This window comes from Cohnella sp. (assembly GCF_041641335.1).
Lineage (GTDB): Bacteria > Bacillota > Bacilli > Paenibacillales > Paenibacillaceae > Cohnella.
On sequence record NZ_JBEPYQ010000037.1, the window covers coordinates 40,384 to 58,841 of the forward strand.

The following is an 18,458-nucleotide window of genomic DNA, read 5'->3' on the forward strand; positions in this document are numbered from 1 at the left end:
CGGTTTGAGAGGTAGTTCAACCTGTCTGCTTTTCAGCATTCTTTCAGTTTCCTCTCAGCACAAGTTAAGCTGGATCGCTCATAATGGAAGGAACGAGGCACAAGCCGCCGGGAGGACTACTATGGTTACGCAAACGCAAGCGCAAGGAATCCGAGTGATGCTCGTCGACGACGAGCCGAATATTTTGCAGTTTATCGAGCTGGGGCTCGTCAACGAAGGCTATAAGGTGGCGACGGCGCAGGATGGGCGCGAAGCGCTCTCCCTCGCGGAGAGCTTCGCACCGCACGTCGTCATTCTCGACGTGATGATGCCGGGAATGGACGGCTTCGAGGTGTGCCGGGCGCTCAAAAGCGAAAGGCCGGTAGCCGTCATCATGCTTACGGCCAGAGACGAAGTCGAGGATCGGGTGAAAGGGCTGTCGATCGGAGCGGACGATTACATGCCGAAGCCGTTCAGCTTCGCGGAGCTGCTGGCCCGGATTCAGGCGAGAGTGCGCAATCAATTCCCCCATCTGCTGGAAGAGGTGTCGATCGGACCGTTCGCGGTCGATGCGGCGCGCAAGGAATTCCGCTATCGCGACCGCGTGCTCGACTTGTCGCCGACCGAATTCGAGCTACTGAAGCATCTGGTCTTCCATCACGGCCACGTGCTGAGCAAAAGCGCGATTCTGGACCGGGTGTGGGGCTACGATTTCGGAGGGGAGGACAACATCGTGGAGGTGTACATACGCTCGCTTCGGGACAAGCTTCAAGACCGCGAGCACAGAGTAATCCGCACGATCAGGGGAGCCGGTTATCGGGTGGATCTCGCATGACCCGGCTCGCTTCCTGGCTGCGCGGAGTGCGGCCGATTCTGTTCCCCCGCTCGCTCCGCTACCAGCTCGTGTCTCGCCTCCTGCTCATCCTGGCCGGACTGCTGCTCGTCATCGGACTGACGCAATATCTCTTCATGGAACGGTTTATTTATCAGAACCGAGCGGCCGCCATTCAGCGGCAAGTGCTGTCCGTGCCCGGCGAGTTCTGGGAGCGCCTGACCGACTCCGGACGGCGCGGTCCGGCGGAATCGTTCGTCTTCTTCCCTTCCTCGTCCGTCGCGTACTTGAACAAGCAAGGCGGCTTTACCGTCCTTACGACCAACGGCGCCGAATCCGAGAGTTCCGTCCCCCGCCTGTCCGCCGACGATTACCGCCTCGCTGCGGAGCGGCTGCGCAGGGACAAGCCGCTGTACCGCATCGTGAGAGGGGCAAGCGGCAACCAGCTTGTCGTGCTGCAAGCCGTCCGCTCATTCCAGGGCAGCGGCGGCGTCGTGCAGGTCGCCACCGGCACATCGCCTCTGAAGGCGGAGCTGTACCGTCAATTGAGGCTGTATTCGGCTCTCGCGTTCGCAGCTCTCCTCGGGGCGCTGCTGCTGTTCCTTCCCGCCATCCGGCAGACGCTGACGCCTCTCTCGCGCATGGTCGAGACGGTCGAACGAATCGATTCGGGCAAGCTGAACGAGCGGCTACCGGAGCCTGCCGGACCGGCGGAGATCGATCGGCTCTCCCACTCCTTCAACCGGATGCTGGAGCGTCTCGAACGGTCGTTCAGAGCCGAACAGGAAGGCCAGGAACGGATGCGTCGCTTCGTGTCGGACGCTTCGCACGAGCTGAGGACGCCGCTGACGTCGATTCACGGCTTCCTTGAAGTGCTGCTGCGCGGAGCGGCGGCCGACCCGGAGCAGCTCGACAAGGCGCTGCGCAGCATGCACGGCGAGTCCACGCGGATCAACAAGCTGGTGCAGGACCTGCTGTTGCTCGCCAAGACCGACCGCGCCTTGGGTGCGCAGCTCGTCCCTACGCAGCTAGGCCCCATCCTCGGAGAGATGGAGCCTCAGTTCAAACTATTGGCCGGCAATCGCCGGATTCGGCTGATCTTGTCGGAGACGGCGGAGCTGCCGCTCGACGCCGACAAGGTCAAACAAATCGCGCTGAACTTGTTCCAGAACGCGGTCCAGCATACGGATCCGTCGGACGGAATCATTACGGTATCGGCGAAGCCTCGCCCGGACGGCGCGGAACTGACGGTTGCGGACAACGGGCCGGGCATTGCGCCGGAGCACCTGTCCCGGTTGTTCGAGCGATTCTACCGGATCGACGACTCCCGGGCCAGGAAGCACGGCGGCGCGGGGCTCGGTCTGTCGATCAGCCGCTCGCTCGCCGAGCTGCACGGCGGATCGATCCGGGTGGAGAGCCGGATCGGCGAAGGCAGTTCGTTTATCGTGTTATTCCCTTACGCGGACAATGCGGGCGATACGGCCGACGCAGACAACGCTTGAACCCCCCAGGCGCCCCCCGTCTGCGATTAGCGGGCCATACACTGAATGCCCTCAAACAGCGTCGCCATATAGTAGCGTTGGTCGTCCACGTCGACGTCCGTCACCTGGCAACCGATTTTTAACGCCATTAAAGAGATGCGGCCGCCGATCGAGCTGACGCGGTACAGGCCGCGATCGGTGCAAGCGAATATTTCCTGTCCCCGGGACACGATCGAGAAAATGAAAGCTCCCGACATCCGGTAACGATCGAACCTGCCTCGCCGGTTGCCGGCCAACAGCTCCCCGTGCTCCGTCGCGCCGATAATCGTGCCGCGGTGCACGGCGAGGCTCGTCACGGACGTATCCAGCTTGCAGTTGATCCAGCTCGTTGTCATCCGGTCCAGAATCGACACGCCTTCGTTCGTCCCGAGCACGACGTATTGCGGCAAATACAGAAAGTCGTAGACGGTTACGTCCGAGCGCATCATCGTGCGCCACTCCTCGCCCTCCGTATACCAGAGGCCGCATACCGTCGCCGCCAGTCCCACCTGTCCGTATTGCTTGTAATGGTAGCAGCCCAGCGACAGCCCTGCGGAATGCCACGTTCCGTCCGAGCATAGGAACAAGCCTTTGTTGGAGCAAGCGTACAGTTGATCCTCGTAAGATTGCAGCCGATTGATATGCGTCTGATCGGTCAGCCCCTCGCTGATCTCCACCCAATCCTCGGCCGCTTCCTTCTTATAAACAATGCCCTTCCCCAGCGGGGCGGCAACCAATTCGTCATCCGATAATCTCTTGACCGAAGAGAAATGAAAGGCCAATCCTCCCGGATTTGTCGATAGCTGCATCGCGGATCCCCAACTCCTTTTAACCACCTTCCCCCAGTCTAAATGATAATGATTATCAGTGTCAACTTTATCTCGCCAACTTTCGTGCAAAAAAAGCCGTCCCACCGGGAGGAAATCCGTCTCGATAAGATCCGAGAGCGATTTCCTGGCGGGGACGGCCCTTGTGCAAAGCTCGAACTCTAGTGAGTCGGCATTGGCATGAATAAGAGATTGATAGGCAGCATGCTGCCGCTTGCCGGGGTAAACGTAATCGTCACCGATTCCGCCGAATCTCCCGTTTTGTACAGCATACCGAGCTCGTTCGTGTTGCGCAGAATGCTCGAATTCGTCATGTACACGACTTGGCCGTTCACCGTGAACGCTCCGGCATAGTGGCCTCCGCGCGGACTGAGCACGATCGCCGTATGCGGCTGCACGTTGTTCAACTGAATCGTGTACAGCACGCCGTAGTTGCCCGCGTTAAGCACCGGATTGCCGGTCGTCTTGTCGATGCCGGAAATTCTCGTATCGACGATGTTGTCGGCCAGCACCATCCGGCTCTTCTCGCCGCCGAGCGTCTGGTTCACATACATGATGCGGTTAGCGTTGTCGAAAGTGCCGCGGACGTGCCGATCGTTGCTCGGCAGAATGGTCAGATTCGGGAGGGCGCTCATGACGTCGCGGTCCGCGTCCACGACGACGACCTTGAAATCGAGGGAAGAGCTCATCCACACATCCGCGAACATGGAGTACACATCGCCCGGTTTGACCGCCTTATCGCTGTATTCCTGGAAGATGAGACGGCTCTCTCCCGCAGGAACTTGCAGATACGAGTACTGAGTCGAGAGCAGGGACTCCAGGAATCTTCCCGTCACCGCGCGTCCAACCGTCGATACGATCGGATTGGGCCCGGCCATGCCTTTGGCGCCCATGCGCACCGTTGCCGGCTCCGCATTGTTGTTCGTCAGGATAATGTAGATTTTGACCGGCTTGGAGCGCCCGTTCTGATTGTGGAGCAGGAACCTCACGTCGCCCGACACCATGTCTTCATAGTAAATGCCCTCTTCGCGAATCGTCTCCGGGCTGTTAGCGCGAATAAGCGTCTGCTGGCGATCGTTGATGATGTAGGGAACCGTCGGCCACTGGAGCACCGAGGAGCCGCTCATCTCAAACTTCTCTCCGATCTCCGTATACAGAAGATCGAACTCTTCCTTCGTATACAGCACTTCGTCGAGTATCGTAATCTTCTTGGACACTTCGTCCACCTCGCCGAGCGCGTCGGTCACTTTCAGTGTGACAGTCTGCTCTCCCGGCTCGAAAAATCCGCGCTGGGCGTTCGTCCAGACACGGCTCACGATCCGGTTCTCGTCATCCGTGCTCCAGTCGCTATAGGTAATGAATTCGCCCATTTTGTACGTCGTCTTGTCGGTCGTAAAGCTCGCGACCGGTGGCTGGTTCGGCGGTTTGACCGTGACCGTTACCGAATAAGGCTCGCTCCATCTGCCGGATTCGTCCTTAACCCAGAGCTTGACGACGTAGGTTCCCGGCTGCTCGAAGATCGAATAATTGTTCTCCCACCGTTCCTCGATAATCGCCAGACCGCTAGGATGGTAAGATTCGTTGACATAGCGGACTTCCGTCTGCTGTGCGTAAGGGTTCAGGTCCGATACGGAAAACTTGGCGATCGGAGCGTTGGACCACGTCAACTCGATCTGCTTCGTCGCCGGCAAAGATTTCATCGTCAGGCCAAAGCTTTGGGCGGCTACGCGCACGGGCAGCATCAGCGTCCCTTTCAAAACATAAGGAGCGCCGGTCATGCTCTTCGTTGCGCCGTTAATCGTGTAGGACGACTTGCCTGCGACGAGCTGCAGTACGTTGTCGCCGCTCGTCAGCGTATACTTCTTGCTCTTCGAATCGTAAGCCGTCGTGCCGTAAATTTCGTTCATGAATGCTCGAGCGGCAACGTAAGTGACGCCTTTGACTTCGGACAGAGGCTGAGGAGCCGAAACGGAAACGCCGTTGTGAAGCATCTCTTTGGATTCCCGGGTAAGGACTAGCTTCTCCAGGCCGCTTGCGCTGCCTTCGGCATGCGCGGGCCGAGGCAATTGGAACGATAACAACATAAGTGCCGATAGCAACAAAAGCGTAAATCTCTTCTTCATACTCTGCTCCTTCTAATCTAGTTGGCCAATGGGTTAACCACTCCCGTAAACCGGATCATATGATTTAACGCAAAAAACAGTTAAAGGTTGCTAGATTTCGCGAAAAAATAAACCTTCCGGATCTACGGTCCAGACTCTTTTACTCCGCCAATCCTTTGCGCATGCGGACGTGCGGTATGCCCGCGTCCAGGAACGGCTCTTCGGAGACGGTCACGTATCCCAGTCTGACATAAAAAGGCTCCGCAGAGCATTGGGCGTCGAGAATAGAGGCCCGATAGCCTTCTCCCCTCGCCTCGTCCTCCATCGCCTTCAGCAAGAACGATCCCACGCCCGTCCCTCGGCAGCGCTTAACGACGGCGATCCGCTGCATCTTGACGACTCCGGGCTCGTAGGCGCGATATCTGCCCGCCGCGATCGTCTCCTCTTCGGATCGGACGATATAGTGACGGCACGCGGCCGGCGAATCGTCGTACTCGTCCAGCTCGATGTCGGCCGGGACGCCCTGCTCTTTCACGAACACTTCCATGCGAACGGCGAACGCTTCCCTCAGCTGCTCGGCCGTTTCCACCCGCATCCATTCCATTCTGCTTCCCTCCTGCCGACAAATCCGTATTGTTCCCGGGCCCGTCCGGCGTGACGGCCGGATAGCCCGCATTTCTACAGCATAACCGAGCCTCCAGCAATGATCAACGGCCATGCGATTCCATTATTTGCATACGATTCCAGCCGTCCGCTCATACTACCGGAACATGGAGGAAGGAGAGACTGCCCATGGCTATGCTGCAGATCAGAATCAACGTGATCCAAACGATGTTGATGTTCAATCTCGCCATCGGAATTACGAACCACGTCATCATCGTCCCGCTTATTCTGCAATCCGCCTACCGGGATTCCTGGATCAGCGCCCTCCTGGCCATCCCGCCGGTCATCGTCTGGACGATCGCCGTCTATTGGATCATGAAGCTGACCGGGCAGCAGTCGCTCTTCCGCTGGTTTAAGCGGCATTACAACGCGGCGGTCGCCTGGCTTGTGGTCCTGCCCCTGATTCTCCTTTGCATGATGATCTTGTTCGTGACCGTCAGGGATACGACCATCTGGACCAAAGTGACCTATCTGCCGAAAACGCCCTATCCGGTTACTTCCGCCCTGTTCGTCGTCTCGGGCATGGCCGCCGCTGCGGCCGGATTGCGAACGATCGCGATCGCGGCCGGGGTTCTGCTGCCCGCCGTCATCGTCTTCGGGCTGTTCGTCATGTTCGTTAACTTTCAATTCAAGGATTACAGTTACCTGCTCCCGCTGTTCGCCAACGACACGGCGTCGATCTTGCGCGGAACGCAGTATACGCTTGGCGGCTTGGTTGAATTTATTCTGCTGCTCGGATTGCAGCAGCATCTCAGCAAGCGGTTCCGACTGCCCGCGCTGCTTCTTCTTACGCTCGCCGTAACCGGGCTCGTCTTCGGACCGATCCTCGCATCAATTACGATCTTCGGCCCCTATGAAGCCGCCGATCAGCGCTACCCGGCCTTCGAGCAATGGCGAATGGTGCTGCTGGGCAAGTTTATTTCGCACCTGGATTTTCTATCCATCTACCAATGGCTGTCCGGGGCGCTGATTCGCGTCGCGCTGGCCTTCTATCTCCTGTTCGATCTGCTTCATCTGACCGGACGCAGACTGAGGCTTCCCTTAATGGCCGTTGCCGGCTGCCTGCTCGTCGTCATCGCATCACATGCCAAACTCAGCGACCAACTCTTTTTTCATTTTATCGGCCGCTATTACTTTCCGATCGTCATGGCGTTCTTCTACGCCTTTCCGTTTGCCCTGCTGCTCTTGATTATTCCAAAACGAGGGAGTGCCCATGAATCTCAAACATCCGCTGCGTAAAACCGGCGACCCGGAACGTGCTCAAGACGTCCGGAGCGGATCGGCTCCGCCCAGGATCTCCCTGGACGAGCTGGACCGAGCGAAGCTGACGGACATGTTCGGCGCATCCGGTGACGTAAGCATACGCGCGTATTATACCGAAGGCGAAGCCCCGGTTTCTCTAAACCCTCTGCTCGTTTATTGCGACGGGATGATCGACGTTCAAATGCTTAACGATTTCCTGTACGCCCGGCTAAGAGGCTTGCTTTCGTACGATTCCCGAAGCGGCGAATCCGGCACAGACGATCTTCCCTTCCGCTCTCAAAACTTCTATCGCGTCGAAGGCGACGACGCGGTAGAAGAGATGATTCAGCAAGTATTCTCCGGCAATCTTGTGCTCTTCTTCGAACAAACGAAGCAAATGTTCGTCGTCCAGATGGCGGCGATTCCGCAGCGGGAGACGAGCGAATCCAATACCGAGATTTCTGTCAAGGGACCGCGCGACGGATTTACGGAAGCGGTCGAAATGAACGTCGCCCTCGTTCGCAAGCGCTTGAAGACGCCTACCCTTGGAGTCGAATACTTCAAACTTGGCACTCGCAGCGTCACCACCGTCGCCCTCCTCTATATGACGGATATTACGAACCGGGATTTGCTGGACGAAGCGCGGAAACGCATTCGCAAAATCGAGATCGACGGAGTACTGTCCAGTCAACTGCTCGAAGAAGCGCTGGCAGACTCCTCTTATTCTCTCTTCCCGCTTATCGAATATATGGGGCGCCCGGACTACATTGCCGCAGGATTGCTGCGGGGCCGGTTCGCGATCGTCGTGGACGGATCCCCCATGGTGCTGATGGCCCCGTCCAACATGATGACCTTGCTAAAGTCGCCGGAAGACATGCACCTCCCCTTCTACTACGTCGCACTGGAGCGGCTGCTTCGCGTCGTGGGCCTTCTCGTGGCCATCTTCTTCCCCGGGTTCTGGGTGGCGGTCTCCGCCTTTAATCTCGATCAAATCCCGTTCCCGCTGCTTGCGACGATCGTCGTAGCCCGTCTCGGACTGCCGCTGTCGGGCCCGGTAGATCTATTTTTGATGATCGGCTTGTTCGAGCTGTTCCGCGAAGCGGGCATGCGCCTGCCGAAAGCAGTCGGTCAGACCGTCGCCGTCGTCGGAGGATTGATCGTCGGGGACGCCGCGATCAATGCGGGGTTGACCGGACCGACGACGCTGGTCGTAGCCGCGATGACGGCAGTGGCGACCTTCACGCTCGTCAATCAGTCGCTGAGCGGAGCGGTGACGTTCATCCGTGTGTTCGTGCTCGTCTTGAGCAGTCTGTTCGGCATGCTCGGCTTCTTCCTTTCGGCCTTCCTGATCATCGTGTACCTGTCGTCGCTGACCTCGTTCGGTAGGCCGTATTTGTCGCCGATCTCTCCGTTGCGCTTCAAGGAAGCTCTGTTCGCCTTGCTGGCATTCCCCGAGACTTCGTATAAGAAGAGGCCGACCATAAACGCTCCGCAAGATCCAACCCGCCAAGGAGAGAAATGAAATGAGAAGAGGACTTCTCTGCGTTTGGGTCATCGGCTCCTGTCTGCTCGCGGGATGCTGGGACATTAAATCGCTGCAGGACGTCAATTATTTTACCGGCATCGGCATCGATTACGAGAACAATCGTTACGAGGTGTACGTACAGCAGCTCGATTTCTCCGGCGTCGCCAAAACCGAGGCGGGTAAGAGTGATAAGCCCACTCCAGTCTGGGTTGGACACGCCAGCGGCAAGACGCTCTCGGAAGCGGTTGTCGAGCTGTATCAGACGACTCAGCAGACCGTCTTTTGGGGACACCTCAATTCCATCGTCATTTCCAAGAAAGCTTTGAAGAAGGGAGATTTTCTCGGAGTTATCGACTCCTTGATCCGTTTTCCGGAGATTCGCTACACGCCTTGGATTTACGGAACGGACAGAACCCTAAATGAGGTGTTTACGACCAAGCCGTTCTTCAACCTGTCCCCGATGAACTCCATTTTATATGCGCCGGAAACCAACTACAGCCAGCGTCCAATCATCGCGCCAATGAGGCTCTCCCAATTCGCCAGGGGAATCCGCGACCCGGGAGAGACAACGCTGCTTCCTTCCCTGTCCGTAACCGACCATACGTGGGTTCAAGATAAAAAGCCCGACCCGAAGCTGGAGATCAACGGCGTTTACGTCATTCGCAATACCCGGTACCTGGAGTGGCTGCCGGCCGAGAAGCTGCTCGGGGTGAGATGGATCGCCAACAGAAAGCAAGGAGCGAGAGTGATGCTTGCCGAAGGGGATGAACCCATCGCGACTTTGCGTCTCGCCGAGCCGAGAACGAAAGTGCGGATCTCCAAGCAGGGCCGCGAACCCACATTCGACATCGAGGTCGAAGTTGCCGCCGGAGTTCTGGAGCAGTGGAAATCGAAGTCCGAAACGGAGCTGGAGAGAATGGCCGAAGCGGAAATAGAGGATCAGATACGAAAGAGCCATCGCCTAGGCATGAAGGCCAACGCCGATGTGCTTAACTTGGAGCATCATCTCTACCGTCGGGATAATGCGACTTGGAAACGATTGACGTCGAACGGCCGAATGCCTCTTGCGCCGGTCCGCCTCGGAGAAGTGAAAGCGACCGTCAAGATCGCTCATGGCGGAACGTACAAGATGAAGAGAAGAATGACGCCTCACTGAGGGAGCTTCTCCTATTGCCGGGAAATTCTCAGCTGATGATCCATTCAAGCATCATGAGCTCTCCGCGGATTTCGTTAGTTGCTCCAACTGCTTCAGCAATCCTTCGCGCGGAAAATGCTCTCCGATCAGCACGACGACGTCATGTACGGTTCCCTGCGGCGCAATCCGCACGAAGTCGCTCTCCCGATAGGCGTATTGAAACAGGAAGCGGCTCCCCGTATCCCGGAAGGTGACGATCCCCTTGCCCCGGTAGACGCTTTCCGGCAAGCCGGCGACCCATTCCTCGAAAGCGAGGCTGTCGACCGGACCGGACAAATAATGCGTCAGAGCGTTGACGTGATCGTGCGCGGCATGTCCGTGATGCCCGTTGGAATGCGAGTGCGAGCCATGATCGTGATCGCAGTCCGGGGGGCAAGCCTCGCCGTGTTCGCTTCCAATGGCCGGAGAAGTCCGTTCATGGCCGTAGATCAGGTCCGGATCGAGCTGCGTCCGCACGGTCGTGACGAGCCTAGCCGCTGGATTCCAATCGGCGATCAGTCGCTCCAGCTCGGCCAGCTCGGCGGCTCCGACGAGATCGGATTTATTCAGCACAACGAAACTTGCGGCCGAAATCTGCTCTCTCATCAGCTTGTAGGTTTTGCCGGCGCCGATCCGGACCCGATCGAGCAGATGGCGGGCGTCCGCTACCGCGACGACGCCTCTAAGCTCCAGCTTCTCGTACATCGAGGCTTCCGTGACCGAGTCCATAATTTCGAGCGGCTTGGCGATTCCGGTCGTCTCGATCCATATCGCGTCCGGACGATGTTCGCGGGCGAGCTTCGTCAGCTCCATGCCTAGGTCCGCCCGAATCGTGCAGCAGATGCAGCCTCCCAGCATCTCCGCCATCGGAACGTCCGCGCCCAGCATTTGCCCTTCCACGTTGGCGTCGCCGACTTCGTTAAGCAGCACCGCAACCTTTTTGCCCGACGAGCGGGCCTCTTCCAACATCCGGTTCAGCAGCGTCGTCTTCCCGCTCCCGAGAAACCCGGTTAGCACGTATACAGGAACAAGCGAATCCATATGGGATGAAGCCCCTTTGCAAATCTATGATAAATATTGCGAGCTGCCGTACACGCGCAGAAACTGCTCTTTGGCGCGCTCTCTCATCTCGTCGTCGAAGCCTCTCACTTCGCTCAGCAATTCGAACCGGTCACCGTCATGGGCTCTGGGCTCCGCGTAGAGCAGCCATTGCGCCAGATCGTCGACCGCGCGCGTTCGATCGAAATATTGATGGTACCATAATGAAGCCCGCTCCAGATAAGCCTGGGCGTCGAACGGATTCAGCGAGATCGTTTTCGTGAACGCGGCGATCGCTTCGTCGTGCCGGTCCAGGTGGCTGTACAGATGGCCAAGATTGTAAAAGCCTTGCGCGTCGTCCGGGACAAGCTCCGTGTAAGCCCCGATATCGAGCAGAGCTCCCTCCAAATCTTCCATCCGATATTGGATCAAGCCGCGAAGCCACGTGAGCCGGGGATTCGTCCCCGTCAATTGCAGCCCGCGGTCGCAGTCTTCGAGCGCTGCTTGCCAGCGTTCCGCCGCAAACCGGCAGCGCGCGCGGCGATCGTAGATCTGCGGATTGTCCGGCTCCAGCGCGAGCGCCCGGGAATATTCGGCATCCGCCAGCTCGTGGTTGCCCATCCCCATGTACAGCTCCGCCAGCGCGTAAGCCGTCTTGCTTTCCTTCAGCAGGCTTTCGTCCAGCGCTACGGCGGCCTGAATGTCGAGCATGGCCTCCTCGTACCGGTCCTCCATATAGCGCGAATAGCTGCGGCGCATATAGCATTCCGCCGATTGCTCCAGCAGCAGAGCCTGCGTATATGCTTCGTCGGCGTCGCCGTACTCGGCGGCGTCGATCAGAATTTCGGCCCGCTGCTTCCAGTTCAGCGGATCGTCGGGCTCCAGCTCCGTCAAATCCGCGTTCTCCTTAAGCGCCTCTTCCCCACGACCGGCTTCGCGATAGGCGTCCGCAAGCCAGTAACGGACGACCGGATGCTCCGGATATCGCTGCTTGGCCTCCAACAGGACGCGCACCGTCTCCTCCGGCCGCTCCTGCGACCGATGCAGGGCGCTTAGCTCCATATAGCCGGGCAGCCACAGCGGATTGTCGGAGACGAGACGCTCCAGCGCCTCCTCCGCTTCCTGCGGACGATCGAGCAGGCGCAGCAGTTGTCCGTGGCGAAGCTGAACGTCGGCCCCTCCCGGATACTGGTCGATCGCTTGACGAATCGAATCGAGGGCGCCGGACAAGTCTCCTTCGGCTTCCCGCAGCTTCGATTCATAGACGAGAAAGCCGTATTCTTCCTCCGCTCCTTGGATAAACGTGTCGATCGCGGCGGGAGAATACCTCGTCCTGGCTCTGTATTGGTCGGCGCCTCGCCGCTCCTCGGCGCGCCAGCTTTGCTGCAGCTCGATCGCTTGCGACAGCGCGCGCCGGGCGTCGTCCATCCGCTCCAGCATTTCCAGCGCTTGCGCTTGCCGGAAATAGTAGTGGGGAATCGCCTTGCCCGCGTTCGAGCAGGCGCTCGCGTAGCTGGCTTCCGCGGACTCGTATTTGCCCATTTTCATATACACGTTGCCTAATTCGTAATGCGTGGAAGCTTTGGAATCTTCCCTTCTGCGAAGCACTTCCAGAAAATCGCGCACGGCCAGCTCGTAGTTGCCGCGATTGTTGTGCGAGATCGCTCTCGTATACCAGACCATGTAAGATTCCGGATCCAGCTCGATCGCGGCGTCCAAGTCCGCGATCGCTTCCTCTTCCCGGCCTGTTTCGTTATAGATATGGGCTCGTCTTTCATAGGCTTGCGCATATCGCGTTCGCTTCAAGAGAGCTGTCAGCAGCTCGACGGCTTGCTCGGACTTCCCGCATTCGTGAAGGAGCCCGGCGTAATCGATCCGCTCTTCCAGGCTCATCCTGTCGACTCCCCAACGCTCGTGCCAGCGGATCGACTGCCCCAGCTTCCGCTGTTGTCTCAGCCTCTTGGCCATCCAGCGGGCGATCGGATACAGCATCGGCTTCGTCCTCCCTCCGGCTTGACGCAAAAGCTGCCGAGCGGCTCGGCAGCTTCCTTATTCCTTGTACTCTTCCGCGGCGTCCGCTTCTTCCTCGACGGCATATTCGAAATCGTCGATATCGAACAGCTGCACGGGAACCGCGTTCTGCACGACCTTGTCTTGGAATTCGATCTGATCGGTCAGAATCGGGCACTGCAGCTTATTCGCCAATAAAATGATCTCCGTCTCGATCGGATCGAACGCTTCTCCGTACTGCATGTTCTCCGCCGCGTTCACGATGATCAGCGAGACGTTGTCGTTGATCGGCAGAGGCGGGCTTTCCCGCCAAGGCGCCATCAACGCCCGCTCGATCTTCTTTTTATTAAACGAATCCTCGAAGTAGGCAATCATCTCTCCGATCTTCGTCTTTACGTACGCATCGTCCTCCGCTTCCGGCATCACCGGTTCCGGACTGTCTTTCATATCGTAGAGCTCCATGACCGAAGTGTAAGGTATCCTGTACTCGACAGGACGTTTCGGCAGAAGCAGTTGACCGTAGATGGCGATCATGACGGCCTCGATGACAAAACGCCGACTCATCTTTGCATTTCCCTCCCACAAATCTTCCCGCGCCTTGCGCATTGTTTTACATTATATCACAAGCCTAAACGGCTGTCGCCGTTCTTTGAATGGCGGCGCGGCTGCGGTATAATAATTCATGATGTTTTCCATATTATTGCCGTTAAGGGGCTGTCGGAGATGTCGGAGTCTGCCTTCCACCAGTATATGCGGGCCGAGCCGGAGGAACTAGAGCAAACGTACAGCGAACGGGTCGCCCTGGGAGGATATTTTTCCTTCTACCGGTTTATCGAGGATTTCCGCGTTTATTTGAAAACGTATGCCGATGACGATACCGCTCTGGTCCGCCGCAAGCTGTCCCGCGCTCGCGAGCTGTTCCCCGATCCGGAGCGGTTCAGCCCTTCCTGGGCGGCCGTCTGGGACGAATTCGAACTCATCTTCGGCATCAAGAACGACGTGCTGGCCGCCATCCCGGTCGCGGAACGCGGCGGGGAATGGCAAATCCTGCTCGACAACCCGTATTCGCACCAGCAAGTCGTCTGCTATCCGGGCCTGCCGTTCCTCGAAGCGGCGTATTTGTACGGCTATTTTCAGCGGGAACTGAAGCCCAACGAATTGCTGCGCCTGCAGAAAGTGTCGGATCTTCTGTCCGTCAACGGAAGCAGGGCGGCGTCGCTGCTTCCGGAAACTTGACATTCCGAACCGTCCCGAAATCTGCGCGGAATCGCATCGGCATGACGATCAAGCGCATCCGCGCAACGAACAAGCGTCCCTCGACATCCGAAGGACGCTTGTTTGTTATTTAATGCCGTTAAGCTTCCGGAACCGTTGTACCGGATCCGAGCACGCCGTCCCGATAGTAGACGACTCTGCCCGGATCGTTGCGCAGCTTGACGTTGGCCAGCTTCGCCGCATGCTCCGGCAGCCGAAGCGCCTCCCAAGCGTCCAGCCTCCCCGCCTCGTCCTCCGAAGAGACTCCGGCCCGGGCCAGCGCTTCCGCGATCGCCGGAACGGCCGGCTCGTCGTCCCACGTTACGATTCCGTAATAACTCAGCTTGTATCCGTTCGTCTGCATGCAGGCCAGCAGCGTTCCCGTGGCCGCATGGCGTAGCGCGTACGGCATCGTCTCAGCTCCCGCCCGGTCAGAGATACGGATTTTCGTGCTTCGCCTTCAGCGCGTTCCAGCGCCGCTCGATCTCGGATTCGAACTCCCGCAGCGTCTCCGCGTATTCCGGCTTGTTCAGATGACGCGTCTTGCCCATCATTTTCAACCAGTCGCCGACGGGCACCCTTTTCCCCTTCTCCTCCGGGTTGTAGGTGATCGTCGTAATGCCGCGCTCGACCTCGTACAGCGGGAAGAAGCAGCTGTTGACCGCATTGTCGATAATGTCGGCCCCATCCTTGTCCTCGGACAGCCAGTTGAGCGGGCAGGTGATCAAAATTTTGCCATACACGAGACCGACGTTCTGCGCATACCATTGCGCCTTGGCCCCTTTGCGCACGAGATCCTGCGGGCTCGCCTCGCTGCCGGTGAAGACGTAAGGAATGTTTGTGGCAGCCATGATCTGCGCGGTGTCCTTGTGGTGGAACACTTTGCCGCCCTGGAATTTGCCGACGTTGGACGTCGACGTCCTGTGCCCCATCGGCGTCGAATACGATAGCTGGGCTCCCGTGTTCATGTAGCCTTCGTTGTCGTATTCGAGGATGATCATCTTGTGGTTGCGGAGCGCGGCGCCGATCGCGGGGCCCATGCCGATATCCATGCCGCCGTCTCCCGTAATCATGACGAACGTGAAGTCGTCCTTCAGCCCGTATTGGTCGAGCTCGCCCCGGCGCTTGCGCTCGTGGAACATCTCGACGACGCCGGACAGCGTGGCCGCGCCGTTCTGGAAAAGGTTATGAATGTACGTCGCCTTATGCGCCGAATACGGATACCCCGTCGTGACGACCATCGCGCAGCCGGTGTGGAACAAGGCGACGATGTCGCCTTCGATTCCTTTGAAGAACAGCTCCAGCCCCGAGAAAATGCCGCATCCCGGACATGCCCCGTGTCCCGGAGCGATCCGCTTCGGCTTCTTCGTCAGGGAACGCAGTGGCGGAATGCGCACGTTGACTTTGCCCGTCGCCTCGTCGGGCGTAACCGTGATGAGGCCCGTCTTCAAATCCTCGTACTTCATCGGCTCCAGCACGCGCTTCGGCGCTTTCGCCGGATCTCCCGGAGTCGCGCCGTGGTAGTCGAACGGCTTCTCCACGTACCCTTTGTTCATCGCGTCGATCGCCACCTCGAACAAGGCCAAGCCGTCCTCGGCGTAGAAATCTTTGCCACCGAGCCCGTAGATGCGGCTGATGACCAGCGTGGACGAATTACCGTACTGCTGAAGCGCGGCGCGCACCTCCATCACCATGTTGCCGCCATGGCCGCCATACGAGTCGGCGCGGTCGCCGACCGTAACCGCCTTGACTTGCTTGAGCGCCTCCGCGATCAGCTTCGCCGGGAACGGACGGATGATGTTCGGCGAGATCGCCCCCGCCTTGATTCCGCGTCCGCGCAGCTGGTCGACGACGTCCTTGATGATCTCCGCCGACGAGTTCAGCAGGAAGACGGCGACGTCCGCGTCCTCCATCCGGTACAGCTCGAGGATGGGATACTCCCGTCCGGTCAATTCCGCGTACTCTTTCTGAATGCGGTCGTACACCGCCTCGGCCCGATACATCGCCATGCTCTGCTGATAGCAGTTGTTGATGTAATCCGGCTCGTTCATATACGGCCCGACCGTAATCGGGTTGTCGCGGTCGAGCACGTGCTGGAAGCCTTCCGGAGGGTGCTCGCCGACGAACTTCTGCACGTCCTCGCGATGGGTGAACGTCATGACCCTGCGCTTCTGATGGCTGGTGAAATATCCGTCCGAAGCGACGATGACCGGCAGCCGGACCTCCGGATCTTCCGCCAGCTTCAGCGCGATGATATTCATATCGTACACGGCTTGCGGATCGCGGCACAGCACGATCGGCCAGCCCGTATTCAGCGCGAAATACAAGTCCGAATGGTCCCCGTGAATGTCGAGCGGCCCGGACACCGAGCGGCACACGAGGTTGAGCACCATCGGGAACCGCGTTCCCGACTGGACGGGCATCTGCTCCAGCATGTAGAGGTAACCGTTGGCGGAGGTCGCGTTAAACACTCGTCCGCCCGCCGCCGACGCCCCGTAGCACACCCCAGCCGAGCCGTGTTCGCCGTCCGCGGGAATCAGCACGATGTCGTGCTGCCCGTTAGCCTTCATTAGATCGAGAAACTGCGCGACTTCCGTCGAAGGAGAGATCGGAAAATAACCCATGATGTGATAGTTGATCTGGTGTGCGGCGTATGCGGCCATCTCGTTGCCTGATTCGTAGACGATTCGTTGCTCGACGGTGCCTTGCTTGACCGTTTCTTTGCGAATGTCGATCGACATGTTCAGACTCCACCTTTCCTATCGGGTTCTCGTTGAAAGATCACAAGGCGCTTTCTCTTTTACTTTTACATGGCCAAATGGAACTTGTGGGCGACGCGGTGCCCGTCCGCGTATCCGTCCTCCTCCAGCTCGGAAGAGAGCGCGTCCGTCGGGCAAGCCTGCACGCACTTCAGACAGCCCTTGCAGTATTGGTAATCGATGCCCTGCAGGAACATCTGCGGACGTCCCTTCTTGTCCGGGAGCTCATCCCAGACAAAGCAGAAATCGGGGCAGACGTTGTCGCAGGCCGCGCAATGAATGCACTTGTCGTCGGCGAAGTGCGGCATCTTGCCCGCGCGGGAAATGCTCAGATCCTTCAGGATGCTGTTGCCGGGGTTCGTGATCAGACCGCCGATCGGCTGCGTCTCGTAGCCGAGCACCGGCGTGTCCATGCGGACGAAGGACGGCATCTCGTCTCCTTCCGACAGTCCGAACGTCTGGAAGCTCATTTCGTCGTAGCCGCGCTGGAACGTGTTCAGCGCCGGCTGCACGGCGGCCGGGTACTTCTTCTCGAGCGATTTGCGAATGACGCCTTTCATGAATTCCGCGTCGAGGAATTCGCAGAGCCGGAACAGCCCTCCGAGCATCGCCATGTTGACGCGGTTGTTCTCCTCCATCGCGATGCCCGTGGCGTCCACGACCGCGATGATGCCGGCCTTGAGCTTAAGCTGGCTCTTGAGCTGCTCCGGCGATTTCTTGGAATTGACCAATACGATGCTGTCCTCGTGCATCCCCGAAATGACGTTGATCGTCTTCGACAGGTTCTCGTGGAACACCCCGATCACGTGCGGCCGCTCTACCGGCGACGTGTCCCGTATGCGCGTGTCGATGTCGCAGAACCGGATGTGGGCTTTGACCGCCGACCCTTTCTTCTCCGAACCGTAGGAGCTGAAGCTGACGCCGTTTAGCCCGACGCCCATGACCCCGGCCTCCGCCAGCATTTTTCCGGCCAGGTTGGCGCCCAGCCCGCCGATCGATTCCAGTCGAATTTCAAAAAAACCGAGCTCGTTAACCTTAGGCAGCGTCACCATGTTTTTCTGCAATCCCCTTTCGCGTGAAGTGAAGGAACATTCAGAAAATTTACAATATACAAACATTAATTATTTCGCCTTAAAAAGATGAATTCCTTCCTCCGATGTGGAAAAGCGCCAAAATATAGCCATCCTTATGCCGACAGATCTTTTTGCAGCCGCTGCAGCTCCCTCCAACCGATAAGGCGGACCCGTTCTTCGGCAAGTATTCTGCGGACATCCTCGTCGAGCCAGAAACGCCGTTCCATGTCCCTCTTGTCCGGATGTCCGTGGAACGCTCTCAGCTCCGGCGCGGCCGCGGCCGGGTGCGCGATCCACTCCGTCACGCCGGGCAGCAGGCCTCGCAGCAAGTCGATCCCCTCGCGCTTGACCGATTCGTAGGTATCCCCCTCGCTCAGCAGATACTCCGGACCGATCATGTAGTCGGGCAGCACGATTCCGCGGTCGTCCGCCTGGCGCACCCGCTTTTTGGCTCGCTCCT

General features: G+C 58.6%; 15 protein-coding genes and 1 pseudogene. 6 read left to right on the forward strand and 10 right to left on the reverse strand.

All coding sequences use genetic code 11. From position 1 onward, the window contains the following. Positions 1 to 121: 121 nt before the first annotated feature. Together ACESLM_RS14140 and ACESLM_RS14145 are read left to right on the forward strand one after the other, a co-directional pair. Positions 122 to 814, forward strand: a complete 693-nt coding sequence (locus ACESLM_RS14140) for a response regulator transcription factor (RefSeq protein ID WP_372632218.1) — start codon at positions 122 to 124, stop codon at positions 812 to 814. Then, entirely contained in the window at positions 811 to 2,313 is a 1,503-nt protein-coding gene (locus ACESLM_RS14145; protein WP_372632219.1) for a sensor histidine kinase, read from the forward strand. Before ACESLM_RS14140 ends, ACESLM_RS14145 begins: the two co-directional genes overlap by 4 nt. A 26-nt stretch (positions 2,314 to 2,339) precedes the next feature. On the opposite strand, the gene ACESLM_RS14150 is transcribed toward ACESLM_RS14145, so the two are convergent. From ACESLM_RS14150 to ACESLM_RS14160, 3 genes are all read right to left on the reverse strand, one after another. Then, entirely contained in the window at positions 2,340 to 3,140 is an 801-nt protein-coding gene (locus ACESLM_RS14150; RefSeq protein WP_372632220.1) for a hypothetical protein, read from the reverse strand. A gap of 179 nt (positions 3,141 to 3,319) precedes the next feature. Then, the gene (locus ACESLM_RS14155) at positions 3,320 to 5,281 is read right to left on the reverse strand and encodes a copper amine oxidase N-terminal domain-containing protein (RefSeq protein ID WP_372632221.1); all 1,962 of its coding nucleotides are present in this window, start codon (positions 5,279 to 5,281) and stop codon (positions 3,320 to 3,322) included. Between the two features lie 139 nt (positions 5,282 to 5,420). After that, complete coding sequence (locus ACESLM_RS14160; protein WP_372632222.1) at positions 5,421 to 5,864, reverse strand: GNAT family N-acetyltransferase; 444 nt, start codon at positions 5,862 to 5,864, stop codon at positions 5,421 to 5,423. Between the two features lie 188 nt (positions 5,865 to 6,052). On the opposite strand from ACESLM_RS14160, the gene ACESLM_RS14165 reads away from it, so the two are divergent. From ACESLM_RS14165 to ACESLM_RS14175, 3 genes are read left to right on the forward strand one after another with little or no spacing between them, the layout of a single operon-like run. Continuing rightward, positions 6,053 to 7,162 (forward strand): endospore germination permease, encoded by a 1,110-nt coding sequence (locus ACESLM_RS14165; RefSeq protein WP_372632223.1) that lies wholly within the window; start codon positions 6,053 to 6,055, stop codon positions 7,160 to 7,162. After that, positions 7,137 to 8,687: a spore germination protein gene (locus ACESLM_RS14170; protein WP_372632224.1), complete on the forward strand. Its 1,551-nt coding sequence runs from the start codon at positions 7,137 to 7,139 to the stop codon at positions 8,685 to 8,687. The genes ACESLM_RS14165 and ACESLM_RS14170 overlap by 26 nt, the downstream gene beginning before the upstream one ends. Position 8,688: 1 nt before the next feature. Next, positions 8,689 to 9,846, forward strand: coding sequence for a Ger(x)C family spore germination protein (locus ACESLM_RS14175; protein WP_372632225.1), 1,158 nt, complete (start codon positions 8,689 to 8,691; stop codon positions 9,844 to 9,846). 51 nt (positions 9,847 to 9,897) lie between these two features. Here the strand turns inward: ACESLM_RS14175 and ACESLM_RS14180 are convergent, their stop codons facing one another. From ACESLM_RS14180 to ACESLM_RS14190, 3 genes are read right to left on the reverse strand one after another with little or no spacing between them, the layout of a single operon-like run. Further along, on the reverse strand, positions 9,898 to 10,905 hold the full coding sequence (locus ACESLM_RS14180; protein ID WP_372632226.1) for a CobW family GTP-binding protein: 1,008 nt from the start codon (positions 10,903 to 10,905) through the stop codon (positions 9,898 to 9,900). A 24-nt stretch (positions 10,906 to 10,929) separates the two neighbouring features. Then, entirely contained in the window at positions 10,930 to 12,894 is a 1,965-nt protein-coding gene (locus ACESLM_RS14185) for a tetratricopeptide repeat protein (RefSeq protein WP_372632227.1), read from the reverse strand. Between the two features lie 57 nt (positions 12,895 to 12,951). After that, positions 12,952 to 13,476, reverse strand: a complete 525-nt coding sequence (locus ACESLM_RS14190; protein ID WP_094042521.1) for an ADP-heptose synthase — start codon at positions 13,474 to 13,476, stop codon at positions 12,952 to 12,954. Between the two features lie 159 nt (positions 13,477 to 13,635). On the opposite strand from ACESLM_RS14190, the gene ACESLM_RS14195 reads away from it, so the two are divergent. Further along, positions 13,636 to 14,148, forward strand: a complete 513-nt coding sequence (locus tag ACESLM_RS14195; protein WP_372632228.1) for a hypothetical protein — start codon at positions 13,636 to 13,638, stop codon at positions 14,146 to 14,148. 118 nt (positions 14,149 to 14,266) lie between these two features. Here ACESLM_RS14195 and ACESLM_RS14200 read toward each other — a convergent pair whose 3' ends face one another. The 4 genes and pseudogenes from ACESLM_RS14200 to ACESLM_RS14215 form a co-directional block, all read right to left on the reverse strand. Next, complete coding sequence (locus tag ACESLM_RS14200; protein WP_372632229.1) at positions 14,267 to 14,578, reverse strand: hypothetical protein; 312 nt, start codon at positions 14,576 to 14,578, stop codon at positions 14,267 to 14,269. A gap of 19 nt (positions 14,579 to 14,597) precedes the next feature. Continuing rightward, positions 14,598 to 16,907 (reverse strand): thiamine pyrophosphate-dependent enzyme, encoded by a 2,310-nt coding sequence (locus ACESLM_RS14205; protein WP_372632230.1) that lies wholly within the window; start codon positions 16,905 to 16,907, stop codon positions 14,598 to 14,600. Between the two features lie 65 nt (positions 16,908 to 16,972). Continuing rightward, complete coding sequence (locus ACESLM_RS14210; protein WP_372632232.1) at positions 16,973 to 17,977, reverse strand: 2-oxoacid:acceptor oxidoreductase family protein; 1,005 nt, start codon at positions 17,975 to 17,977, stop codon at positions 16,973 to 16,975. A gap of 134 nt (positions 17,978 to 18,111) precedes the next feature. Next, positions 18,112 to 18,458: pseudogene (locus ACESLM_RS14215) on the reverse strand (polysaccharide deacetylase family protein); the annotation flags it as partial.